Genomic DNA, 25,964 nt, shown 5'->3' on the forward strand with positions numbered 1-25,964 from the left:
GGCAGAGTATCCTTTATTTTAATAAACAAATAAATTCTCAGTAAATTCTAAGCTTATACTAAGGATAAACTAAGACTTAATTGGTATGATTTGATTATTATAAAATTAATAGTATGTTTGGTAGGTGAGTATTATAAATATTTTATTAGTAATATGTGCAATAGTTATTATTTTTCTTTTAATTAGTAAGTTTATTAATAAATATAATAGGAGTAAGAAAATGCATGAAGCGGCTAGAAGCGGTTATGTTCTTGGAACGTTAATTAATTTGAGAGCATATGGAAATGCACCAGAAGCTGCAATTGATGAAGCCTTTGAAAAGTTAAATGATATTGATGATAAAATGTCAGCATTTAAGGAAAACAGCGAAATATCAAAAATAAATTTGGGGGCTGGAGCAAAGGCTGAAATCGTAAGTTATGATACATATTTTGTGGTTAAGAAAGCTATAGAGTATAGTAAAATTCTAGAGGGAACTTTTGATCCTACAATAAGACCTTTAGTGAAATTGTGGGGAATAGGCACAAAGGATGAAAGAATTCCACAAAGGTCTGAAATAGACAAGGTATTAAAGCTTGTGAATTATAATGATGTTATTTTGGAGGAAAGTAACTCTTCAATAAAGTTAAAACAAGAGAAACAGGCCTTAGATGTTGGAGGCATAGCAAAAGGTTTTGCTGCTGATAAAGTTAGGGATATTTTTATAAAGAATAATATTAAAAGTGCATTAATTGATTTAGGTGGAAATATTTTTGCATTAGGTAATAAGCAGGATAATACATCTTGGAAGGTTGGAATTCAAAATCCTTTTAAACCTAGGGGGGAATTCATAGGGATTCTAAGTGTTAAGGATAAGTCAATTGTTACTTCAGGAAATTATGAAAGATATTTTATAGAAGATGGAAGGAGATTTCATCACATAATTGATCCTAAAACTGGATACCCATCAGAAAGTGAAATTATAAGTGCAACTATTATATCAGATAATTCTATAGATGGTGATGGATTATCAACAGGAATATATATTCTTGGAGTAGAGAAGTCCTTAAGGATTATAGAGTCAATTGAGGGTGTTGAAGCAATATTAGTTACAGAAGATAAAAAAGTATATACCACATCAGGCATTAATGAAATTTTTATGGTAACAGATAAAGAATTTACATCAGAAAATGAATAAGATACAATAGCGGAATAATAGGCAATCATAAGATTGTCTATTATTTTTGGGTTTTACAAGTGTAATTCTCTATTAATTTCACATTTTTAGCTATTCTCAGCAAATTCTAAGCTTACACTAAGGTTGTCTTAAGGTTTAATTGTTATAATTTTTATTGTTGAAAGGATTAAATATCGCATTTAGGGCAAGTGGTGTTTTTTCTAATAATAAAAAATTAACATTTAATAAGAGATAACTAATAATAGGATAAATGATGCTTAACTCTTTTAATTTGCAGCTATAAAAATATTTGCAGTTATAAAAATATAAGATTTTATTAGAAGGAGAAAAAGAGATGGCTAAGAAAATAAAGAAATCACAAGTTTTAAGGCATGCTGTACAAATAATTATGTTTTTTATAATGCCTGGACTTTATTCCATGACATTTAGTGAAGTAAAAACAGTGTACAAAATGATTATAGAAGGTAATTTTAATTTCATTCAAGCATTTCCAAGCTTAATAGAATTCACAGCTGTGATGCTTATAACAATACTAATGGGAAGATGGTTTTGCGGATGGGTATGTACTTTTGGAGCATATAATGATTTTGTATATGCTATATCTAAAAAAATATTCAAAGGAAAATTTAAAATAAGTGAAGAAATTGATTCAATATTAAAATATACAAAGTATGTGATATTACTGCTTATAATAATTATTTCATGGACATTAGGAAGTAATATTTTACAAAGTACAAGTCCGTGGGATGTGTTTGGACAAATGTCTGACGTATCTGGTATATTTAATAACTTATTTATAGGTTTAGTGCTTTTAATTTTAATTACAATAGGAGCAGCGTTTATTGAAAGATTTTTTTGTAGATATTTGTGTCCATTAGGTGCCGTATTTTCTATAATTTCTAAAATTGGAATAGTAAAAATTAATAAACCTAAAACTGATTGTGGAAAGTGCAGAGCTTGTACTATGAATTGTTCTATGGGATTAAAGCTTTATAAAGTGGATGGCACTAAAGGTGGTGACTGTATCAATTGTTTAAAGTGTACAGAAATATGCCCTAGAGGAAATGCAAATATAAATATTCTTGGACAAGATGTAAATAAAAATTTAGCAGGGTCTGTAGCATTAGCAGCAATGATTGGAACATATGGATTAAGTAATTTTAGTGCAGATGCTTTAACAAAGGCAGGTGTAATATCAAGTGGAACTTCAAATGAGGTTTCTCAAGGTTCTGTTTCCAATAGTTCTGTACAATATAAAGATGGAACTTACACAGGAAATGGACATGGATTTGGAGGAACAACTACGGTTTCTGTAACTATAGCAGGTGGGAAAATAACAGATATAAAAACACTATCCAATAGTGATACTCGTAGCTATTATGATAGAGCCTTTGGAAATATATCTAAAGGAATAATTTCAAAACAAACGACTGCAGTAGATACAGTATCAGGAGCTACACATAGTGCTAATGGAATAATAAGTGCAGTTAAAGATGCATTAAATCAAGCATCTACTTCAAGTGCTAATAGCACTTCTTCAACTGAAAGTACAGCTTCTAATTCTAATACAAAAAACACAGGAAATACAACAGAAGCAGTAAATACATCCAATAATAATGCTTATAAAGATGGAACATATACAGGAAACGGACAAGGATTTAGAGGAGGGACAACTAAAATTTCTGTAACAATAGCAGGTGGAAAAATAACAGATATAACAACATTATCTAATAAAGATACTTCTAATTATTATAATAGGGCCTTTGGAACTATATCTAAGGGAATAATTTCAAAACAGACAGCTCAGGTTGATACTGTTTCTGGTGCTACTTATAGTTCAAAAGGAATCATGAGTGCTGTAGCTGATGCTTTAAGTCAGGCAAAATAATATATTTAGACACAATTATATTAATTATTAATATAATAATCTCAGGATTATAATATTAATAGGAGTATGAAATAAAATGCCATCTAAAAGCAGAACTAACATAGGCAGAAAACCTGCCGTAATAACAGCAGAACGTGTTAAGAAAAAGAAGGAAACAATTTTAATTGAGGTTGCTAAAGATCAAGTGATAGGTGAACTTATCAACGGATTTGAGGTAATAAAACCTGTTAAAAGATATGGAAAATACTATGTATTAGTAAAGAACAATTAGATCAGTTAAGAATGATAAGTGACAAAGTTAAGAATAAAGCTCACAGAGAAAGTTATGCTAACCAAATATAAAACTTAAATAATTATTTTCTAGATTCTCACTTTTAGGAGCATAATTTATAACTTTTAATTTATAACTAAGTATTGCTTGTTATTTATAATTTATCACTAAAAATATTGCTTGACGTTTTAAGGCTAATGGTATAATGTTTAAATTGTAAAAGATAATTTTATAATTGAATAACTAGGGGAGCTAATATTTTAGCTGAGATTGGAAAGATTGATTTCCTAGACTCTTATAACCTGATTTGGTTAGTACCAACGTAGGGAAGTATATTAATATTTTTGTGTGCATATGGTTGTTAATGTATCCCGTTGGGATACATTTTTTTTTGCTTAAAATATTTAACTTCTTTAAAGTTAATCAATTAAAAAATCTTAAAAAAATAATCTACTTTATTTTTTAGGAGGTCATTAAAATGAGGGAAAAAAGTAAAGCACAGAAAATCGCATTAAGTGGAGTGTTAATTGGGATTTCTGTGATATTTGGAACATTTTCCGTACCAATTGGAGCGGCCAAGATATCTCCGGTGCAGCACTTTGTAAATGTAGTTGGTGCAATAACCCTTGGTCCGTTATACGCTCTTGCAAATGCATTTATTACATCACTTATAAGAAATATTATGGGAACAGGAAGTTTATTGGCGTTTCCAGGAAGCATGGTGGGTGCGTTTCTTGCCGGGATTCTGTATAAGAAATTTAGAAGACCAAGTATAGCTGTGATTGGAGAAATAATTGGTACAGGAATATTAGGAGCATTATTAGCTTATCCAGTGACAGAAATTGTTTTAGGCAAGAATGTTGCAGTATTTGTTTATGTAATACCATTTATATCAAGCTGCACAGTTGGAGCAATAATAGCATATTTCTTTGTAAATATTCCTGTTATAAAGAAAATGTTAATAGAGAATGAGTCACCAATAGATGAAAAACATAGTACTAATCAAATTTAAATGAAAGGATGATTTTATGTTTAGAGCATTAACTATTGCAGGTTCAGATACCTGTGGAGGGGCGGGAATTCAAGCTGATTTAAAATCTTTTTCTGCAAATGGAGTTTATGGAATGAGCGTTATCACAGCTGTAACGGCTCAAAATACCATGGGGGTTTTTGGAATTCAAGATATAAATCCAGAAATGATAGAATCACAAATAGATGTTATTTTTGATGATATTAGGGTTGATGCAATAAAAATAGGTATGGTTTCTAAAATCGAATCAATAAAAGCTATAGCTAAAGCTTTAAAAAAGGTTGAAAAACTACCAGTAATAGTTTTAGATCCTGTTATGATTTCAAAAAGCGGTTTTAATTTATTATCAAAAGATGCTAAGGATACCTTAGTTAAGGAATTATTTCCTTTAGCAACGCTAATTACGCCTAATCTACCTGAAGCTGAAGAAATTTTAGGTATAGAAATAAGCAATTTAGAAGAAATGAAGGAAGCGGCTTTAAAACTTAAGGAACTTGGACCAAAGGCTGTTTTAGTTAAAGGCGGGCATTTAGAAGAGGACGCAACTGACTTACTATTTGATGGAAAGAACTTTATGTTTTTACCACAGGAAAGAATAAATACAAAGCATACTCATGGAACTGGATGTACTTTATCATCTGCTATTGCAGCAAACTTAGCAAAGAATATGAGTATTGAGCAAGCTGTTAAAGAAGGAAAGAGATATATAACAGTTGCAATTGAGCATGGCTTTGAACTTGGTAAAGGTGTAGGACCTACTAATCATTTTTATGAACTTTATAAAAAAGCAAATATTTAAATTAGCTAAGGGCTAAAAGTTAAGAATTAAGAGTTAACTAACAATAAGATAGGATCTTTACAGAATTCTAAAAAAATAGTGGTTTAAAAGTTAGGGACTAGAATTGTAAATTTAAAATTTTGTTATATAAAAAATGTGATAAAGGAGAGAAAATAAAATGAATTATAAAACTCAAATGGAAGCAGCAAGAAAAGGTATAGTTACTAAAGAAATGAAGGTAGTAGCTGAGAAAGAAAAAATTTCAGAAGAAAAATTAATGAAGCTTATAGCAGAGGGTAAAATAGTTATTCCAGCAAATATTAATCATAAATCACTTAGCCCAGAAGGAATTGGCGATGGATTAAGAACAAAAATAAATGTTAACTTAGGCATATCTGGAGACTCAGTGGATTATTGTAGAGAAATGGAAAAAGTAAAAATGGCAATAGACTTTGGTGCTGAAGCTATAATGGATTTAAGTAATTATGGAAAGACTCAAGAATTTAGAGAAAAACTTATTGAATATTCTCCTGCTATGATAGGAACAGTTCCAATGTATGATGCAATTGGATATCTTGAAAAGGATCTTTTAAACATAAAAGCAGAGGATTTTCTTGAAGTAGTTAGAGCTCATGCGAAGGCTGGAGTTGACTTTGTTACTATTCATGCAGGTATAAATAAGAGAACAGTTTCAATATTTAAAGAAGATAAGAGAAAGATGAACATAGTATCTCGTGGAGGATCTTTATTATTTGCCTGGATGGAGATGACAGGAAATGAAAATCCATTTTATGAGCATTATGATGAATTGCTTGAAATTCTTAGAGAGTATGATGTTACAATAAGTCTTGGCGATGCTATGAGACCAGGCTGCCTTGATGATTCAACTGATGCAGGACAAGTTACAGAACTTATAGAATTAGGGTTATTAACAAAGAGAGCTTGGAAAAAAGATGTTCAAGTTATGATTGAAGGACCTGGACATATGGCTATAAATGAAATAGCAGCAAACATGCAGATTGAAAAGAGATTATGTCATGGAGCACCATTCTATGTACTTGGACCACTTGTTACTGATATTGCCCCAGGATATGACCATATTACTTCAGCAATTGGTGGAGCTATTGCAGCAACTAATGGAGCAAACTTCTTGTGCTATGTAACACCTGCTGAACATTTAAGACTTCCAGATTTATCAGATGTTAAGGAAGGAATCATTGCTTCAAAGATTGCAGCTCATGCAGCAGATATAGCTAATGGACTTCCAGGAGCAAGAGATAGAGATAATGCAATGGCAGATGCTCGTCAAAAATTAGATTGGGAAGAGATGTTCAAGGTTGCCATAGATGGAAAGAAGGCAAGAGAATATTTTGAAAGCATACCACCAGAAGACAAACATAGCTGCTCAATGTGCGGAAAGATGTGTGCTGTAAGAACAACTAATAAAATTTTAAATGGTGAAAAAGTAGAACTTTTTGATCAAAAATAAACTTAAGTGTATGCGATAAACCGAAAGAATGGTTACTATGTTGTTTCGGCTACTTAGGGAATAAGATTGTGGATTTCTAACATTAGAAGTTGCAGCCATTTTAGCAAATTAATTAAAATGAGTTGAATACTGTTGATTATCGAAGGGAGGAGCTGGCAAGAATTCTGATATTATTAAAGATAAATTCTTGCTAAGGTTTTATGAATAATGAAATAGTTTTAGAAATAGGAACATTATTAGATGAGGTTAGGAATAATAAACCTCTTGTGCATAATATAACTAATTATGTTACAGTAAATGATTGTGCTAATATTTTGCTTGCATTAGGTGCATCACCAATTATGGCAGATGATATTAAAGAAGCAGCAGATATTACTAAAATTTCATCTTCACTTGTAATAAATATTGGTACATTAAACGAAAGAACTATTGAATCAATGGTTGCATCAGGAAAAAAGGCAAATGAATTAAACATACCAGTTGTTTTTGACCCAGTAGGTGCAGGGGCATCAGAATTTAGAAATGCTACCACTAAGAGAATAATAGATGAAGTTAAAATAAGTGTTTTACGTGGAAATATGTCTGAAATCAAATTTATAGCAGGTTTACAAGCAACTACAAAAGGTGTTGATGCTTCAGAGGCTGATACAAAAGGTGGAAGTGATGAAGGTATTAATGTAGCTAAAAATTTAGCTAATAGACTTAATTGTACTGTAGCTATTACTGGTGTAATAGACATTATATCTGACGGGGAAAGAGTAGCTATACTTGAAAATGGAACAAAAATGTTATCAAATGTAACAGGAACTGGCTGCATGACAAGTGCATTAGTTGGAGCATATTGTGGCGCAGGTTCAGATTATTTCATTGCAGCTATATCAGGAATTATTTCAATGGGAATTGCAGGAGAAATTGCATTTGAAAAGGCAGGGAATATTGGAACAGGTAGCTTCCATATTGCTATTATAGATGCAATAAGTAATTTAAATACTGAAATAATTAAAAAAATGGCTAAAATTAAAGAATAATAAGATATTTTTTGAGTGTGTTTTAAGCGTATATCTAGTAAAATTAGATATACGCTTAAATTAAATAAAAAAATATTAATATAGAAATGGAGTGGATTTATATATGAAACCTAAAATAGATTATAGTATTTATCTTGTAACGGATAGGGATTTAATGAGTACAGAAACTTTAGAAGAAGCTGTAGAGCAAGCTATTATTGGAGGATGTACATTAATTCAATTAAGAGAAAAAGATTGTTCATCTCTTGATTTTTATAGTACTGCTGTGAAAGTTAAAGAAATCACTGATAAATACAATGTTCCACTTATAATAAATGATAGATTAGATATTGCACTCGCAGTAGATGCAGCAGGGGTACATGTAGGTCAAAGTGATATGCCGGCAGCAATTGTAAGAAAGATAATTGGGGAAGATAAAATTATTGGAGTGTCAACAGGTTCACTAGAACAAGCTCTTAAAGCACAAAAAGATAGTGCTGACTATTTAGGTGTTGGTGCAATGTATGCAACTGGAACTAAAAAGGATGCAAATCCAACTAGTATGGAAGAACTAAAGAAAATAAGAGAAAATGTATCTATCCCTATAGTAGTAATTGGTGGAATAAATAAAGTCACAGCCAGAGATTTTAAAGGAAGTGGAATTGATGGACTTGCAATAGTTTCTGCTATTATTGCGCAAAAGGATATTGCAGAAGCTGCAAGAGAAATAAGTGAAATATTTAAGCAAGTTTAAGATGTAAAATTAATAAATAAGTAGAACTTTTATAAGTAAATTTATTTTCATGCACAAGAACTCTAATCATTTCTTAGAAAAAGATGTATAATATTTTTATGTGTAGAAAACATACTAGGAGGGATTTTATATGAAGATATTAGAATTAAAAAAGGATTTATACTGGACAGGTGTTTTAGATCCTAATTTAAAAGTATTTGATATTGTAATGGAGACAGAATTTGGAACTTCTTATAACTCATATTTACTTAAAACAAATGAAAGCGTGGTTTTATTTGAAACAGCAAAGGCTAAATTTTTTGATGAATATTTGGAAGCATTGAATAAATTAGTTGATATTAAAGACATTGAATATATTGTTGTGAATCATACAGAACCAGATCATGCAGGCAGTGTAGAAAAACTTGTTGAGATGAATCCTAATATCAAAGTTGTTGGGACTCAAGTTGCTATAGGTTTTCTAAAAAATATTGTAAACCGCGAATTTAACAGTATAATTGTTAAGGAAAATGAAACCTTAAAACTAGGAAATAAAACTCTACGTTTTATGATGCTTCCTAATTTACATTGGCCTGATACAATGTATACATATATTGAAGAAGATAAAGCATTAGTTACTTGTGATTCTTTTGGAGCTCATTATAGCTTTGATGAAATTTTGTTAAGTAAGGTTACAGATAATGAGGGATACTTAAGAGCTCTTAAATATTATTTTGACTGCATAATTGGACCTTTTAAAAATCCATTTATGTCAAAAGCATTAGAAAGAATTAAAGATTTAGAAATTGATATGATATGCACAGGTCATGGTCCAGTACTTGACTCTCGAATAGACGAAATTATGGAATACTACAAGAAGTGGTGTAATGTTGTTAATCCAAATCCTAAGAAGACAGTAATTATACCGTATGTAAGTGCTTATGGATATACAAAGGAATTAGCTTATGAAATTACTAAAGGAATTCAAGAAAGTGGAGATATTGATGTGAGGCTTTATGACATGGTAGAAGCAGATCAAGCTAAAGTACTTGAAGAACTTGAATTTGCTGATGGTATTTTATTTGGAACTCCTACAATAGTAGGTGAGGCATTAAAACCTATTTGGGATTTAACAACATCAATTTTTGCAAGAACTCATTGTAATAAATTTGCAAGTGCTTTTGGAAGCTATGGATGGAGTGGGGAGGCAGTTCCACATATCATAGAAAGATTAAAGCAGCTTAGAATGAAAGTTGTTGATGATGGACTTCGTATAAAATTTAAACCAAGTGAGGATGACTTGAAACAAGCTTTTGATTATGGTTATAATTTTGGATGTGCTATGCAAAATAAAGAGAATCTAAGAAAAAATCAATAAAATAATAATTGTATATTATGAAGAAGTTAAAAAAATATATATTGAAATATTAAAATTAGGGCTTGATTTACAAGCCCTAATTTTAATATTTTAAGGAAAATTACAACATCTATGATGAAATTATTCTTGCGAACACGAACTAAGTTTTTCATTTTACAAATCAATTTCAATCAATCTTAAACTGACTATTGACTTAGAGTATGCTCTAAATAATATACTGAAAATAATCTAAAAAATCTTGAAATAATTAATATTTAATATTTTTTAAAGTAAAAAAGCAAAATAACTATTAGAAGATAGGAAGTGTGTTATTAATGAAAACTTTATTTGATAAAACTAGAATAGGAACTATGGAATTGAAAAATAGATTGATTCGAGCAGCAGCAGGAGATAGATATGCTGTAAATGGTCATATGACAGAAAATGACTTAGAAATTTATGGAGATATTGCTAAAGGTGGAGTAGGAGCGATAATTACTGGATATACATATATTCTTGATTCAGATATTCCGAGCGAAGGATCTTTTGGAATTTATGACGATTCATTTATATCAGAGTATAAAAAGTTAACAGACGTAGTACATGAATATGATTCAAAAATAATCCTTCAACTGGTTCACTATGGCTCCCATGCATCAGGGGAAATAGGAAACAAAAAAATATTGGCACCAAGTGCAGTAGCACTAGAATATAGAGGTGTAGAAATTATACCTGAGGAAATGAGTAAAGAAGATATTAAACATATACAGAAGGCTTTTGCAGAGGCAGCAGTTCGTGCTAAAAAAGCAGGATTTGATGGTGTTGAACTTCATTCAGCTCATGGCTTTTTACTAAATCAATTTTTGACACCTTATTATAATAGAAGAACTGATGAATACGGTGGAACAATTGAAAACAGAGCAAGGATGGTTTTAGAAACTTATAGTGAAGTTAGAGAAGCAGTTGGAAACGAATATCCTATTTTTGTGAAAATAAATTGTATGGATGGTATTGATCAAGGGATAACTTATGAAGGATTAAGCTATACATGTAAAGAACTTGCTAATAAGGGCATTAATGCAATAGAAATTAGTGGAGCGTGGTATCAGTTATTTAATTCTAAAGATGAGTTTTATTTTAAAGAGTATACTGAAAAAATTGCAGCAGAAAATAAGGTTCCAGTTATATTAGTTGGAGGAAATAGAAATTTTGACTCTATGAGTAACATATTGAATGAAACATCAATCGAATATTTTGCTATGTGTAGGCCTTTGATTTCGGAGCCTGACCTAGTTAAAAGATGGGAAAGTGGAGATACTAGCAAAACTAAGTGTGTATCTTGTAATGGATGTCTTGGAAAAGGAAAGTGTATTTTGAATAAAAATTAAACTAATTCAAGATTAAATATGCCATAAAGATTATATTTAGTAGGATAAATGAATGTTAATTAATCAGCTTAAAAATATAAATTAATAATATGACTATATGTTGTCAGGTTATAAATATTATAATTATCTCATAGTTAAGTATAACTATAGATATCTACTATATTTTAAAGATAAAACTGGAGGAATAAAGATGATTACAAATAATCTGTTAATTAAGCTCAAGAACAATAACAAGGAAAGTATTGAAGAGGCTAGAAATACATTACTAAGCATGAAAGGAAAGATTGAAACTCTTAGGGATATAAAAGTAGAGATTGATGTACGTAAAGGAAATTATGACATCATGTTGATTACTAAATATGATTCATTAGAAGCCTTAGATGCTTACTTAATTCATCCGGTACATGTTGAAGTGGCTAAATATATTGGAAGTGTATTAGAAAGCCAAGCATCATTATGCTACGAATCTATAGATTGATATAACAATTTGATGTTAAAAAGCAACTATTATAAAAAATATTATTTATAATAGCTGCTTTTGTATATAGTATATATATATCAATTATAAAGTATAATTTTTTATTATTATGATTTGAAAAGATGAGTTAGAAAAATTGTTAACTATTTTATGAAGTTAATAATGTATCTCATCCATGTGTATATCATATCTAATATAGCCTTATTAAATCTATAATTCTATTATATCTAAATCATCTGGCATATATATATTGCCGGAAAATTCTTTCTTGCCTTCAGTTGTATATAGATATTTTCTATTCTCTAAGTTTTTATCTTCTGTATGATATAAAATAATATTTTTTACATTTAATTTTTGAGCATTTTTGCAAGCATCTTTTGCTGTAGCATGATGCTTTTCATACGGTTTGAATATTTCTCGTTGTGAATAAAGGCAAAATGCTTCGTGAAGTAAATAATCTACGTCTGTGCAATAACTTTTTACGTTTTCCCTATAAGGTTCATCTCCTAAAAATGTTAAAGTCTTACCATTTTTGAGTGTTGTCTTAAATCCATATTGAAGATCCTTTGTACTGTGTATATCAAAGAAGGTAGTAGGTCTATCTAGTATGGTAGTGGAATAATTATCATTAATTTTGTTAAATAATATTCTATCATCAAAAAGTTTTAAAAATTTCTTCTGAAGAACAAATGAAGAAATCGTTTTTATCGCAGTTATAGATGTTTCATGACAGTAGATATTTAAGTTACCTGCATATTTATAATTTAAAATACTTTGAGCTACAGCACGGATAGCCCAAATACTGCCTAGTATGTGATCATTGTGATTGTGTGATATAAACATATTATGTATTTGGTTAATAGAAATATTTAATTTTTCTAGATTGGTGAGTATTGTATTACCGCCACCAGCGTCAATAAGAAAATGCTTATTATCTTTAGATAAAGTGAAACATGTGTTATAACATTTTGTAACCATAGCAGATCCTGTACCAAGTATATTTATTTTTTCCATTTTTAATCTCCTTGTAATAAAGATAAGAATAATATAATTAAGTTTTTTCTTATCAATAGATTTTGTACTAAATATCTGTAGTTTAATTAATAACATTATGAGAAAAAATATAATAAGCAACTACAAATATTATAAAGATATTGCGATTTATTTAAGTTTATACATAATTATAAAATAATAAATATAAATTTAAATTAGTAATATGCACAAAAAAATGTAACGATAATAGTTAAGCTTTATGCAAATACATAATGATTTATGTGTGTAAAAGCATTATATTTGTAACACAGAAATATATATATTTCTTAAATTTAAAACTTTTAAATTTAAGAAATTAAAAATAATTGGAGGGATGTACATGAAATTCAGAAAAATAAATTCCGATTATGTAATAAAGATGGATAAAGGCGATGATTTAGTTAAGGAAATTACTAAATTATGTAAAAGTGAAAACGTTAGAGGTGGATATTTCACAGGAATTGGAGCAATTTCTAGCGTTAAATTAGGATGGTTTAACCCAAAAGAAAAAGTATATGAAACTAAAGATATTGAGGAATATTTAGAAATAACAAGTCTTGTGGGGAATGTTGGGAGATTATCAAACGGTGATGTTCTTGTTCATAATCATATAACATTATCAGATAAAAACTTTAATATTGTAGGTGGTCATTTATTTGAAGGAAAAATATCTCTAGCTGCGGAAATATTTCTTAGGGATTTAGGAGAAGAATTAGAAAAATCTCAAGATCCAGAATTTAGCCTTAACTTCTTAAAACTATAAGATAAAAATACTATTGGGTTGTTGCATTAGCGATAGATGAAGTAAGATACATATCAGTATAAAATAAATATTAAAAGTTTAATGTTATTTTAGGAATTTTGGTGTTGATAATATTTATTTTTAAATTAGCCTTGAAATGCTGATTAATTCATTTCAGGGCTTTTTGCATTGCAAAAATCTAAATGGAAACTAGAGAAATTAACTAAATAAGAATATTTCTAAGTAAATTTAAATTTAAATAAGATTGAAATTTTTTCTTAAAGTATTCCAATAAATCGAAGCAAGTTTGATAAAATCTTCTGTAGATTTACTTAAGTAGACACCTTTTTTGTGTACGGCAACAATTCTTAATTGGGGTTTTTGTGGCAGAGAGAAGTACGCAATATTATTGGAATCTATAGCATAATGTTCTGGCAATATGGTGCAGCACAAATTTTTTTCAACCATATTAATTAAAGTTTGACAACTTCTTGTTTCAAATAATACATTAGGGGTAAAGCCAGCAGCTTGAAATAATGGATTTACAGCATCACGGATTGTGCTGCTCTTTGAAATCAATACAAATTCATCATCTTTTAATAATTTTAAGTCAATCTCATTAAGAAAATCACCATATCTGCTTCCATTTTCAGCTAGAGGATGACAAGAAGGAAGAGCAACTATAATGTTTTCATTTAAAATATATTTATATGAGAAATCAGTCTTTTGAATATTATCTGATAAGGTTAAAAATCCTAAATCTAATTCCCTGCAATTAATCATAACCTCTTGTTCTTTCACGCTAAGTTCCATTGGTTCGACAATAACATTTGAGTGCAATTTATGAAATTCAGGATAAACTGATGCGAACATAGATATTCCTCTTTCAGGAGTTAAACCTATGGACAAATGAGTATTTTTTAGATTAATTAAGTCACTGATTTTGTTATATGTTTCTTTTTTTAAACCAAGAATTTCTTTGGCAGCAGATATGTATATTTCACCAACTTCAGTTAAATGCCAATTAGTTCTAGAACGATAGAATAAGGAAGCACCTAATTCTTTTTCTAATTTTAACAACTGTTGGTTCAATGCTGATTGCGTAATGAAGAGTTTTTCAGCAGCTTTTGTAATATTCTTTTCTTCTGAAATTTTAACCATGTATTCAAGTTGTTTTAAATCCAAACATATCACCTTCTATAAGTTTTTCTAAGAGTAGTCTTATTTTAATTAATTTGATTAATAGTTACTTATTTTATACAATAAAATCAAAGAAAAAACAAATTAAAATTATTATTAATTTTGGTTTAAAATTCAAGAAAGGAGATGGAGTATATTGAGTATAAAAACTTATATAAAGATTAATGATGTGGATAATGTAGCGATTGCAGTTAATACAATACCGGCAGGAACAGAAGTCATGGATAATATTTTAGCTAATGAAGATATCCCACAAGGTCATAAAATTGCTTTATGTGATATTCCTAAGGGGGAAAAGATTGTCCGTTATGGAATCGTTTTAGGATATGCTATTAATCCAATAAAGAAAGGTGACTGGATTAATGAGAAAATGTTAGAACTTCCTATGCCGCCTTCTGTAGATGAAATGGAATTTGCAACAAATATTGCTACAGATCTTCCAGAGGCTCCGATTAAGACTTTTGAAGGATATAAAAATCCAAATGGAGGTTATGCGGGTACAAGAAATATTCTTGGAATAAGCACAACAGTACAATGTGTAACAGGCGTTTTAAATGTAGCTGTTAAAAAAATGAAGGAGGAATTACTTCCAAAGTATCCTAATGTGGATGATATAGTTCCAATTAATCATGCATATGGATGTGGAGTTGCTATTAATGCACCAGAGGCTAAAGTTCCAATTAGAAGTTTGAAAAATCTTGTGAAGCATCCTAATTTTGGCGGGGAAGTAATGGTAGTAGCTTTAGGCTGTGAAAAGTTAACAGTTGAGATGCTGTTAGATGAAGCAGATATATCTTCTGAAAATGTTATTGTTCTTCAAGAACAAAAGGGAATGGATGCCATGATAAATGCATTAATGGAAATGGCTGAAAAAAAATTGGCTAAGCTAAACATGAGAAAGAGGGAGATTCTCCCATTATCAGAACTCTGCATTGGAATGCAATGTGGTGGTAGTGATGCTTTCTCAGGCGTTACAGCAAATCCAAGCGCAGGATATGCAGCAGATATGCTAGTTCAAGCAGGTGCTACAGTAATGTTTTCTGAAGTTACCGAGGTCCGTGATGGGGTACATATCATTGGGGAACGCTGTATAAATGAAGAAGTAGGCAAAAAACTAGCAGCTGAAATGAAATGGTATGATAACTATTTATTAAATGGGAAAGTTGATCGTAGTGCTAATCCTACTCCAGGTAACAAAAAAGGCGGACTATCAAATATAGTAGAAAAGGCTATGGGATCAATTGCAAAGTCAGGAACTTCTCCAATAGTAGAAGTTTTATCACCAGGTGAAAGACCTAATAAAAAAGGTCTTATATATGCAGCAACACCAGCTAGTGATATTGTATGTGGTCCATGTCAGTTAGCATCAGGTATTACCCTTCAAGTATTTATGACAGGTAGAGGAACACCGTATGGTTTGGCAGCAGCTCCTGTAATAAAGGTATGTTCTAGGAATGATATGAAAGATATGTGGCAGGATTTAATTGATATAAATGCTGGTCCAATTGCAACTGGAGATGCCACAATACAGGAAATAGGAACAGAACTATTTAATAAGATAATTGAGGTTGCAAGCGGAAGAGCAAAATCTAGTGCAGAAAAATATGAGCTGCACAATGATTTGTGTATCTTCAATCCAGCTCCAATTACATAATAAGAAATTGGTAGTTGTCAGGGTTTTTAATTAAGGTATATTAAAGTGATTGAGGTAATAGTGTGTTAGAAATAGGGATTATGCATACGCATATCTCCTATTTTGTAAAAGACAAAAAAACAAATAGAAAAAGCTTCATAATTTAAATTATAGGCTTTTTCTATTTGCTTTTTTATGTTTATTAATTTAATTATTGATATCAATTACCTTATCTATTTTCTTTAATCAAATTTAAATAAGCTGGTAAATGAACTTATTATTTATCTGATTGTTTTTTATCTAAGCAAATAAATGTTTCTGCAAAATCTGATGAACTAAATAATTCAGCTCTTTTTAATATTTTCTCAATATCATAATTAGATAGAATTTTTTTTATAATTGAATGTATATTAATTGATCTTTCCATAAATTTTCCTCTTTTATCTATTTTTTTATATTATTATAATAGTACTTTGAAACATAAAAATAAAGGAAAAAAATTGAAGAAAACGTTATATAGTATGAACAAAAAATTAATAATATGTAAAATTAATGTTAAGAATATATTGAATATATTGAAATCGTTTCTGAAAACGAATATAATATTTCGTTAAAAAATTAACTTTGAGTATAATTAGCAAAAGGTTGATTAGAGAAGTTGATGAGCGCAGTAAATTCCTTTAAAAGAATTATTTATGTCTATTATTAGCAGTAGTAGTTATGCCTTATTTTTTATAGTTATAAATCACAAAAAAACACATATTGTATCTTGTTTACAATGTGCAAATGAACAAAAAAATATATTAACAGCAGTTAACAATTGTAATATTGAATATTGAGCTAATAGTAAAAAAATAGCATAATTTAAATATAGGTGAATTTAATTTTAGACTTTATATTAATGGGGGATTTCATATGTCGGTATGTAGTATAAAAACTGAAGAGGAAACTCTTAAACCAAATGTAAAAGTAATTCCACTTATTATATCAGTAATTGTTGGAATTGCTATTTGTTTTATGCCTAGACCAACTCAAATACCACAAGAGGGGTGGTACCTCCTAGCAGTATTTATGTCAATTATAGTGGCTTGTGCTATAGGAGCAGCCTCAGTTGGACTCGCAGCTTTTATTGGAATTTTTGTATTGACTTTTACACATATAATTACAGTCAAAACAGCATTTTCCTCATATAGTGAAAGTCTTATTTGGCTCATAGTGTGCGCGGATTGTCTTTCAATGGGAATTACAAATACAGGTCTAGGAAAGAGAATTGCTTACAACATTATTAAATTGATCGGTAGAAGAACCATAGGAGCAGGATATGCATTGGTTTTATGTGAAATTATATTAGGGGCATTTGTTCCAAGTGCAACTTCAAGATCGGCGGGGATAGTGCTCCCTATTGCTCGATCTTTAGCAGAAGGATATGGTTCAAAAGCAGAAGACGGAACCCAGCAAAGAGCAGGAGAATTTTTATTACTAACAGCATTACATAGTAATTTCATATCATCATCGTTTTTTATGACGGCATCCGCTGTGAATTTTTTAGCAATCACCATGGCAAAAGGTTTAGGTGTTGATGCAGAAATATCATTACAAAGCTGGTTCTTAGTAGGAGTAGGACCTTGTGTGGTTGGATTTATTTTAATACCATTAATTATATATTTTATTTGTCCACCCGAAATAAAAGAAGTACATAATGTTAAAGACATAATGGATGAAAAGCTAGGGGAGTTAGGTAAAATCAAAAAATCGGAAAAAATAATGATTGTGTTATTTGTTACAGTACTACTTCTTTGGATGTTTGGAAGTATGCTTAATATAGATTCTACAACTGTAGCAGTTTTGGGATTAGTAGTGGCTATTTCCACAGGAATCGTATCGTGGAAACAATTTACTGGAAAAAAAGAGATTTGGGATTTATTGATTTGGCAGGGATCTTTTATGATGATGTCAAGTCAATTAAATAAGTTAGGTGTTGTTGATTGGATAAGCGGAGGAGTTAAGAAAAATATTTCTGGAGTTCCTTGGTGGGCTGCATTATTTATAGTCGCAGTAGCTATGTATTATCTCCATTATCTATTTGCAAGCAATACAGTTCACTTTACTGCACTATTTTCAGCATTTTTAGCAATATTAATAAGTGTTGGGGTTCCTCCGATAATATCTATAGTATTATTAACTAATATGTCGGCATTAAGTTCAGGCTTAACTCATTATGCAGTGGCTCATGGCAGCGTATTCTTTGCGACAGGGTATATTGACCAAAAGAAATGGTGGAAAGTAGGATTTATTGTATCGATAGCTCATATTATTATTTGGTATGGAATTGGAATGCTATGGTGGAAGTTGATGGGGGTGTATTAAGTTTGAAGTTCCGATATATATAGTAAATAAATGTTTAAGTATACAAATGAATAAAGTTTTTGTATATAATTCTGCAAATATCTTTATTTAATTACGAAAAGAGGTATTAATGTGAAAGAATCAATTTATAGATATTTGAAAGTTATGAAAGAAGAAGGTTTTTTGAAGAGGATAATCCTTACATGGTTTCTTTTGAAGTTAAACCTTGGGAAGAAGAAGATTCAGATATTATTATTGCAAATGCAAAAAGAACTTTAAATAGAGCATGGTCATTACTTTAAGAAGAAATTCTTATTAGTTTTAAAAACAATTAGGGGAGGATTGTATATGAGTATAAAAAAGAAACTTTTAGCAGTGTTATTATTGACTAGTGTTGTACCACTTATAATTTTTATTGCAATTAGCTTTTATTTTGCTGAAAATACAGCAGTAAAAAATTCCATGAGTGATAACTTAAAAAGGACAGAATTAGTCCAAGAAAAAGTAAGTGCCTTAATTAATGAAGATTTACATGGACTTGAGATGGCAGCAAAGGATCCAAGTATTCAATCTTATGATAAGGAAGGAATTAATAATGTTTTAAGCTACAATTTAAAAGTATATAAAAGTTTTGATTCATATGTAGTTACAAAACCAGATGGAAATCAATTCATAAAAGTTCCAGATGGGAAATTGGCGAATGCTTCAGACCGTAACTTTTTTCAGCTTGCTATGAAAGGTACTGATGAAGTTGTTTCAGAAATTCTTCAAAGTAATACTACTGGTAATTTGATAACGGTATTAGCGACTCCAATAAGAGACGCGCAAAATGGAAATGTAACAGGGGTTTTGCAAGGGACTATCCAGCTCACTATGCTAAAGGATTTTGTTAAAGAATTATCAGATAATGATGTTACTGTGTATGTATTAGATAGCGATGGTAAATTATTAGCGGATGCTAACAAAACTTTAGAAAAATTAGAAGATAGAGAAGATTTAAGCGATTACGCTTTTGTGAAAGATGGCTTAAGTGGTAATAAAGGTTCAGTAAGTGTGAAAAAAGATGGAACTGATATGCTCATTAGTTATGTTAAAGATCCTAAAACTGGATGGCTGATTTGTGCTGAAAAACCATATGGTCTTGTTATAAAAGACAGCATAAAGAGTTCTCTTATTATCTCTTCAATAGGATTAATTCTAATAATACTTTCAAGCATTATTGGATATTTAGTAATTAGGCGTGGAATTAAACCAATACAGCTTATTGCATTTGTTGCTGAAGATATTGCAAAAGGAAATTTAACCATTAAGAATATAAATGTTAAATCAAAAGATGAAATAGGTATTTTGAGCAGAAGTTTTGAAAAAATGGTTAACAATTTGCAAGAATTAATTGATAATATTAAAGTACATACAGTTCGGGTTTCTGAAGCATCTAAAGAGCTTGCAGAGGTATGTGGACAGCAATCACAAGCTTCAACTACTACAGCTGAAAATGTTAATGAAATAGCAGAAGGAGCTTTAAGAGTAAACTCAAGTATAGATAAAATTAGTTCAAATATAGATAATTTAGAATTAAGAATTAATAATGTAAAAGAAAAATCCAATACGGTTACTAAGGTAGTAGATAATGCAGCAGATTATTCGGAAAGTGGAAGCAAGGCATTGTCACAAATTAACTTAAGTATGAAAAATATTCAAGAAAGTGTTAATAATATTGCTGAGGTTCTACATAAGTTAGGTGAACATTCAAAGGCTATAGGAGAAATTACAGAAGTAATAAAGGGAATTTCTGAGCAGACAAATCTGTTAGCATTAAATGCCGCAATAGAAGCAGCACGTGCAGGAGAGCAGGGAAAGGGGTTTGCTGTTGTAGCTGAAGAAGTACGTGCATTAGCCGAGCAATCTGGCGTAGCAGCAGAAAAAGTAAGCAATTTAATAAATGGAATCCAAAGTGAAACTGAAAATGTAAGTCTGGTAATGGACAAAGGATTAAATGAGGTTGGTTGCGGATCTAGAATAATAGAAGAAGCCAATAGATATTTTGATTTAATATTCAATTCTATTCAAGAAATTTCAGTAAATATAAAAGAAGTGGATAACTCTATAGAGTCTATGGAGAATGATGGAAAGGAAATATCACTAAATATGAAAACAATGGCTGAACTTTCTAATAGTGTAAGTATGGGAGCACAAACAATTTCCGCTACAACAGAAGAGCAAGTAGCATCAATTGAAGAGATGACTGCATCAGCTGCTGAGTTAGGTGAAATGTCAGAAAGTCTTGAAAAAATGACAGATAAATTTCAGATTAGTTAATCTCATGTTTAATTTAAAATAAAAGATATAGATGAATATTAAAGTGTGGATGTAGACATAAGTTTATGGAAATATTAATATAAGGGTATAGAAAGATTCTATGCCTTTTATTATTATTTGTATTTATAACAAAGGGAGGAGCTTGTATAAATGGAATTGTTGAGTAGAGAATTGGCTAAAAGTATTGTAGAAAGAACTATGAGTGTCGTTAATTATAATATTAATATAATGGATGAAAGCGGTGTCATAATAGCATCAGGAGATAAAGAAAGAATTGGAACTATTCATGAAGGTGCAATAATTGCATTGCAAAGAAAATCAGAATTTAATGTTAGTGAAAATGAAAGTAAGAGATTAAATGGTGTACATCAAGGAACTAACATTGTAATAGAATTTCAAAATAGCGTGGTTGGAGTAATTGGTATTACAGGAAAGCCTAAGGAAGTTTTGGGATATGCTAAGTTAATTAAAATGACAGCCGAAATGATGATTGAGCAAGAAAATGTGATGAAGGAATTAGAGTGGAATAATAGAATGAAAGAAGAAATGATGTTCGCACTAATATATAATAAACCTAATTCAGTTATTCTGTTAGATGAATACATAAAAAAATTCAAGTTGCCATATGATCATCCAATGATTATCATTATTTTTGAATTAGAAATTGAAAACAGTTCAATCCAAAATGATTTAACTATATCAAGTAGAATAATAAATATTTTAGAGGGAACTTTTAAAGAATCACTAGCAGCTGTAGTGAATTCAAATACTATTGTATTATTGCATAAATGTTCAAAGCATAGTAATAAAAATCAAGAATATGAAGAAAAGATAAAAAAAGTAAGTATTAAAATAAAAGATGAAACTAGCATTGATACAAAAATATCAACAGGAAAAATATATAATAAGTTGTTAGAAATGTATAAATCTTTTGACATTGCGAAGGAAACTCTGAAATTTGGGAAAAAGATGCATAATAAAGATAATATTTATATATTTGAAGCCTTAAAGTATGATATGTTATTTTTTCAAAATAATGCCAAATGGAAAGTTAATGAATTGGAGGATACATATAAGTTAATAGCTGAAAATGATAAAAGCAAAGCATTAAGAGCAACCCTGAAAGTTTTGATAGAGGAAAATGGAGAACTTAATAATGTGGCGAATAGATTGTTCATTCATAGAAATACCTTAAGTTACCGTTTGGATAAAATATATAAATTGACAGATAGAAATCCAAGAAAATATACAGATTTGTTTTGGCTTTATAGTGCTATAATTAATTTTGAAATGGACACTGAGTATAATGTCTAATAATTAAGAAATATTTAAATTAGGAAGATATCTTGTAATTGTTTTTAAGCAGTCACAAGATATTTTCTTTTATGCTAAAATACTGACTATTACAGCAAGGTTGCTAATCTATAATTAATTTTATTCTTAGATTATAATATACTATTTTTTACTAATAATACAAAGGAAATGCATTATTAGTAGTAAAGTTTATTATGACAGAAGTCTGTGTATGTAAGTTAAATTATTACAAAATTCTTTATGATAAATAAAAAAATAAAATTATGCATTTTGATGAAAAAAAAGCATTGAAAACGGTTAATATTTGTGCAGTTGAATATTGAAGGATATTGTTAAAAATATGATAATGTAAGTGTAAATTATTTAGAAATGATTAATGAATTTTCAAAATAGTTTATATTTTCTTGAATTTATAGTAACAGATGCGCGCAGAGAAAACGGTTGCGAAAAATTATGAAAATAAAATGAGTTCTAATCAACCAGCACAATATACAAGGTTTTGACAAATAATAAAGGATGTGTTAATTTTCAAATTTAGTGCAACTTAAAAAATGAATATTATTTATTAATTAAAGTTTAAATATGTATATAATAAAATTACGAAGGAGAGATCAACATGGCACTAGTTACAGTTGCTTTTGGTGTATTGTTATTATTGATATTAATGATGGGATTTAAAATTGATGGATTTATTTCGTTAATATTAGTTTCATTAGTTATTGGACTTATGTTAGGAATGCCTTTAGATAAGGTTACAGCATCTATGTATAAAGGAATAGGTAGTCAGTTAAATAGTTTAATACTTATACTTGCCTTTGGTGCAATGCTTGGTAAGTTGTTATCTGACTCAGGTGCTGCAAACCGTATTGCCATGACGCTTATTGACAAGTTTGGGAAGAAAAATGCTAGATGGGCAATGTTATTAACTGCACTTATTGTTGGTATTACAATGTTTTATGAAGCAGGATTTATTGTATTAATCCCTATAGTTTATACTGTAGTTGTTGAAATGGATATTCCATTAATGTCTGCTGGGTTACCAGTAGTTACTGGATTATCAATTACACATACATTTTTACCACCTCATCCAGGTCCAGCGCTAGTTGTTACAACATATGGAGCCAATATGGGTAAAACGTTACTATTAGGTCTTTTGATTGCTATACCATCTATAATAATTTTAGAATTATTTTATAATAAATCAAAATGGGCTTTAAGTGTAAAAGCTTCAATTCCTGAAGGTTTAGTATCTACAAAAAGGTTCAAGGAAGATGAATTACCTGGATTTGGAATAAGTGTATTTACTGCGTTGATTCCTGTTATTCTTATGGCTATTCAAACATTTTCAGGATTCATATTACCTAAAAACTCAGGAGCATTAAAATATATTAATTTCATTGGAGATGCTCCAATTGCATTATTACTTACTGTTTTATTTGCAACATATACTCTTGGTATTGCTCGTGGTAAAAAGATGGAAGAAGTAATGAAAACCTTAGGTGTTTCAGTAAAAGCTATTGCCATGATAATATTAGTAATTGGTGCTGGAGGTGCATTTAAACAAGTAATAGTTGATGCTGGGATAGGGGATACTGTTAATAGATTAACAAGTGGTTTAAATATTTCACCTTTAATATTAGCATGGGTTATTGCTGCAGCGGTAAGAACAGCAGTTGGATCAGCAACAGTAGCTATAAGTACAGCAGCTGGTATAATCTTGCCAATGATAGGAACATCAGGAGTTAGTGTGGAGTTAATGGTTTTAGCTACATCATGTGGTAGTATGTTTGCATCACATGTTAATGACCCAGGATTTTGGATGTTTAAAGAATATTTCAACCTATCTGTTGTTGATGCTATAAAAGTAAGAACACCATATACATGTCTTTTATCGGTATTTGGACTAATTGGTGTATTGGTATTAAGTAATTTCTTCTAAGCAATAAATTAAATAAGTTAAACAATAGAGTTTCCACATCATGAGTTTGTAGTTTATCTATAAAGTGAGTGGAAGCTTTATTAAGTTATTAAAGAAAATTATAGTAAAGAATAAAATTGGTAGAGTATGAAGTAAAAATTACTATGGCACAGTTATACTTAAAATATAAAATACTTCTAGATTTGTATAAAGAAAGGAAAAATTAAAATGGAACCTAAAAAAGGTGGAGTAGTATCAAAATTATTAGAAAATATTTATATACCAAAGATGTTTAAAGTGAGACAAATTTTTCCTCGTCCTGTCATTAAGCCAGAAGAAATAGCAGAGGAAGTAAGAAGAGAATTATCTAAAGAAAAATTTGCTGATCAAATTAAACCAGATATGAATATTGCAGTTACTGTTGGTAGTAGAGGAGTTGCTAATGTTGCAATAATAACTAAAGCAGTAACAGACTTTATAGCAAGCAGAGGAGCTAAACCATTTGTTGTACCTGCAATGGGGAGCCATGGTGGAGCAACAGCAGAAGGACAAATTGAAGTTTTAAATGGTTATGGAATAACAGAAGAATATTTAGGATGTCCAATTAAATCTTCTATGGAAGTGAAAATGATTGGATGCACAGAAGAGGGGCAAGAAGTATTTATAGATAAGAATGCAGCAGAAGCAGATGGAATTGTTATTTCTTGTAGAATAAAACCACATAATGCATTTAGAGGTAAATATGAAAGTGGAATAATGAAAATGATGGCTGTAGGTCTAGGAAAACAAGTTGGGGCTGAGCGTGTACACTCACAAGGAATGAATAATATTGCAAAAAATATACCTCTCATCGGAAATGCAATTATTAAAAATGCACCAATTCTTTTTGCAATACCATGCATAGAAAATGCATTTGATGAAACTTGTAAAATCGTAGGTGTTAATAAAGACGAAATTGCAGAAGAAGAGCCTAAATTACTTCAAGAAGCCTTTGCTAATATGCCTAATATTATAGTTGGAGAATGTGACGTACTTGTGGTTGATGAAATAGGAAAGAATTATAGTGGCACAGGGGTAGACCCTAATATTACAGGAACATTTTCTACTAAATATGCTTCTGGTGGAGTAAAGGTACAAAGAACTGCAATGCTAAGTTTAAGTGAAGAATCTCATGGAAATGGTCTTGGCACTGGGCTTGCAAGTGCTATAACAAAAAGAATATTTGATAAATTAGATTTAGAAAAAATGTATCCTAATTGTATTACTAGTACGGTACTAGAATCAGCAAGAATTCCTTGTGTTGTAGCCAGTGATAAGGAGGCTATACAGATTTGTATCAGAACATGTGTAAATATTAATAAGGATAATGTGAGAATAGTAAGAATACCAAACAGCTTACATATAGAACACATAATGTTGTCAGAAGCTTATTATGAGGAAGTAAAAAATTATCCTGATTTAGTTATAGAAAGTGAACCCGAGTATTTAGAATTTGATGAAGAAGGAAATCTATTTTAGAAGAGAGTTAATATTAATTTTAATTATAAAATTATACGAGCACGTATTTTATGTATGAAATAAATGAAATGGAAAATATAAATATTGCAAGTATTATTTTAATATTTGCAATGGTGGTGAAATTTTTATTGAAAATTAATGTTTTAAGTACATGTAAACAATTGTAGTACAATATTTACTTAAATATAATTAATATATATGTTGCAATAATGTCGTTATATTACAAAGTTATTAATAAACTAAAATGCAAAATATGCATTGAAAGGTCTTTAATGCAACTTATATAGTTAATAATAATTGTTGTTAAAGTTAATCTTAAAATAATATAGTATGGAGGAAATTATAT

The 25,964-nt window shown here is 29.8% G+C and carries 21 protein-coding genes and 1 riboswitch; of the genes, 18 read left to right on the plus strand and 3 right to left on the minus strand.

The window, feature by feature from the left end; all coding sequences use genetic code 11:
• The first annotated feature begins 124 nt into the window (after window positions 1-124).
• The 11 genes from CLOBL_RS03260 to CLOBL_RS03310 all read left to right on the plus strand — a co-directional run bounded on the left by CLOBL_RS03260 (window position 125) and on the right by CLOBL_RS03310 (window position 11,596).
• Window positions 125-1,177 (plus strand): FAD:protein FMN transferase, encoded by a 1,053-nt coding sequence (locus CLOBL_RS03260; RefSeq protein WP_077857704.1) that lies wholly within the window; start codon window positions 125-127, stop codon window positions 1,175-1,177.
• A 334-nt stretch (window positions 1,178-1,511) separates the two neighbouring features.
• Window positions 1,512-3,065: an FMN-binding protein gene (locus tag CLOBL_RS03265; RefSeq protein ID WP_077857705.1), complete on the plus strand. Its 1,554-nt coding sequence runs from the start codon at window positions 1,512-1,514 to the stop codon at window positions 3,063-3,065.
• A 76-nt stretch (window positions 3,066-3,141) separates the two neighbouring features.
• Window positions 3,142-3,336 carry a hypothetical protein gene (locus CLOBL_RS03270; protein ID WP_009168528.1) on the plus strand — a complete coding sequence of 65 codons (195 nt, stop codon included), beginning with the start codon at window positions 3,142-3,144 and terminating at the stop codon, window positions 3,334-3,336.
• Between the two features lie 235 nt (window positions 3,337-3,571).
• Window positions 3,572-3,682: riboswitch (TPP riboswitch) on the plus strand.
• Between the two features lie 132 nt (window positions 3,683-3,814).
• Entirely contained in the window at window positions 3,815-4,348 is a 534-nt protein-coding gene (gene thiW / locus CLOBL_RS03275; RefSeq protein WP_077857706.1) for an energy coupling factor transporter S component ThiW, read from the plus strand.
• A 16-nt stretch (window positions 4,349-4,364) separates the two neighbouring features.
• Complete coding sequence (gene thiD, locus CLOBL_RS03280; protein ID WP_077857707.1) at window positions 4,365-5,165, plus strand: bifunctional hydroxymethylpyrimidine kinase/phosphomethylpyrimidine kinase; 801 nt, start codon at window positions 4,365-4,367, stop codon at window positions 5,163-5,165.
• Window positions 5,166-5,322: 157 nt separating this feature from the next.
• Window positions 5,323-6,633 (plus strand): phosphomethylpyrimidine synthase ThiC, encoded by a 1,311-nt coding sequence (gene thiC, locus CLOBL_RS03285; RefSeq protein ID WP_077857708.1) that lies wholly within the window; start codon window positions 5,323-5,325, stop codon window positions 6,631-6,633.
• A 200-nt stretch (window positions 6,634-6,833) separates the two neighbouring features.
• Window positions 6,834-7,661, plus strand: coding sequence for a hydroxyethylthiazole kinase (thiM, locus tag CLOBL_RS03290; RefSeq protein ID WP_077857709.1), 828 nt, complete (start codon window positions 6,834-6,836; stop codon window positions 7,659-7,661).
• A gap of 103 nt (window positions 7,662-7,764) precedes the next feature.
• Window positions 7,765-8,394, plus strand: a complete 630-nt coding sequence (thiE, locus tag CLOBL_RS03295) for a thiamine phosphate synthase (RefSeq protein ID WP_077857710.1) — start codon at window positions 7,765-7,767, stop codon at window positions 8,392-8,394.
• Between the two features lie 130 nt (window positions 8,395-8,524).
• On the plus strand, window positions 8,525-9,751 hold the full coding sequence (locus CLOBL_RS03300; protein ID WP_077857711.1) for an FprA family A-type flavoprotein: 1,227 nt from the start codon (window positions 8,525-8,527) through the stop codon (window positions 9,749-9,751).
• 314 nt (window positions 9,752-10,065) lie between these two features.
• Complete coding sequence (locus tag CLOBL_RS03305; protein ID WP_077857712.1) at window positions 10,066-11,118, plus strand: NADH:flavin oxidoreductase; 1,053 nt, start codon at window positions 10,066-10,068, stop codon at window positions 11,116-11,118.
• 190 nt (window positions 11,119-11,308) lie between these two features.
• On the plus strand, window positions 11,309-11,596 hold the full coding sequence (locus tag CLOBL_RS03310) for a Dabb family protein (protein ID WP_077857713.1): 288 nt from the start codon (window positions 11,309-11,311) through the stop codon (window positions 11,594-11,596).
• Window positions 11,597-11,806: 210 nt separating this feature from the next.
• Here CLOBL_RS03310 and CLOBL_RS03315 read toward each other — a convergent pair whose 3' ends face one another.
• Complete coding sequence (locus CLOBL_RS03315; RefSeq protein WP_077857714.1) at window positions 11,807-12,610, minus strand: MBL fold metallo-hydrolase; 804 nt, start codon at window positions 12,608-12,610, stop codon at window positions 11,807-11,809.
• A 358-nt stretch (window positions 12,611-12,968) separates the two neighbouring features.
• Here CLOBL_RS03315 and CLOBL_RS03320 point away from each other — a divergent pair, with 358 nt between their 5' ends.
• Window positions 12,969-13,391 (plus strand): PPC domain-containing DNA-binding protein, encoded by a 423-nt coding sequence (locus tag CLOBL_RS03320; RefSeq protein ID WP_179117668.1) that lies wholly within the window; start codon window positions 12,969-12,971, stop codon window positions 13,389-13,391.
• 234 nt (window positions 13,392-13,625) lie between these two features.
• Here the strand turns inward: CLOBL_RS03320 and CLOBL_RS03325 are convergent, their stop codons facing one another.
• Window positions 13,626-14,564 (minus strand): LysR family transcriptional regulator, encoded by a 939-nt coding sequence (locus CLOBL_RS03325; RefSeq protein WP_242953777.1) that lies wholly within the window; start codon window positions 14,562-14,564, stop codon window positions 13,626-13,628.
• A gap of 142 nt (window positions 14,565-14,706) precedes the next feature.
• Between CLOBL_RS03325 and garD the strand changes: the two genes are divergently transcribed.
• Window positions 14,707-16,224 carry a galactarate dehydratase gene (gene garD, locus CLOBL_RS03330; RefSeq protein WP_077857717.1) on the plus strand — a complete coding sequence of 506 codons (1,518 nt, stop codon included), beginning with the start codon at window positions 14,707-14,709 and terminating at the stop codon, window positions 16,222-16,224.
• A 256-nt stretch (window positions 16,225-16,480) separates the two neighbouring features.
• Here the strand turns inward: garD and CLOBL_RS27825 are convergent, their stop codons facing one another.
• Entirely contained in the window at window positions 16,481-16,630 is a 150-nt protein-coding gene (locus CLOBL_RS27825; protein ID WP_179117669.1) for a hypothetical protein, read from the minus strand.
• A gap of 488 nt (window positions 16,631-17,118) precedes the next feature.
• Here CLOBL_RS27825 and CLOBL_RS03335 point away from each other — a divergent pair, with 488 nt between their 5' ends.
• The 5 genes from CLOBL_RS03335 (at window position 17,119) to CLOBL_RS03355 (ending at window position 25,618) form a co-directional block, all read left to right on the plus strand.
• A complete protein-coding gene (locus CLOBL_RS03335) occupies window positions 17,119-18,570 on the plus strand; it encodes a DASS family sodium-coupled anion symporter (protein WP_077857718.1) in 1,452 nt (483 codons plus the stop codon).
• 327 nt (window positions 18,571-18,897) lie between these two features.
• Window positions 18,898-20,868 (plus strand): methyl-accepting chemotaxis protein, encoded by a 1,971-nt coding sequence (locus tag CLOBL_RS03340; RefSeq protein ID WP_077857719.1) that lies wholly within the window; start codon window positions 18,898-18,900, stop codon window positions 20,866-20,868.
• 150 nt (window positions 20,869-21,018) lie between these two features.
• Window positions 21,019-22,182: a sugar diacid recognition domain-containing protein gene (locus CLOBL_RS03345; RefSeq protein ID WP_077857720.1), complete on the plus strand. Its 1,164-nt coding sequence runs from the start codon at window positions 21,019-21,021 to the stop codon at window positions 22,180-22,182.
• 616 nt (window positions 22,183-22,798) lie between these two features.
• Window positions 22,799-24,121 carry a gluconate:H+ symporter gene (locus CLOBL_RS03350; protein WP_077857721.1) on the plus strand — a complete coding sequence of 441 codons (1,323 nt, stop codon included), beginning with the start codon at window positions 22,799-22,801 and terminating at the stop codon, window positions 24,119-24,121.
• Window positions 24,122-24,328: 207 nt separating this feature from the next.
• Complete coding sequence (locus CLOBL_RS03355) at window positions 24,329-25,618, plus strand: lactate racemase domain-containing protein (protein ID WP_077857722.1); 1,290 nt, start codon at window positions 24,329-24,331, stop codon at window positions 25,616-25,618.
• Window positions 25,619-25,964: the final 346 nt, after the last annotated feature.

Origin of the sequence: Clostridium sp. BL-8 (assembly GCF_002006495.1) — a bacterium.
In the GTDB taxonomy this organism is placed as follows: domain Bacteria; phylum Bacillota; class Clostridia; order Clostridiales; family Clostridiaceae; genus Clostridium.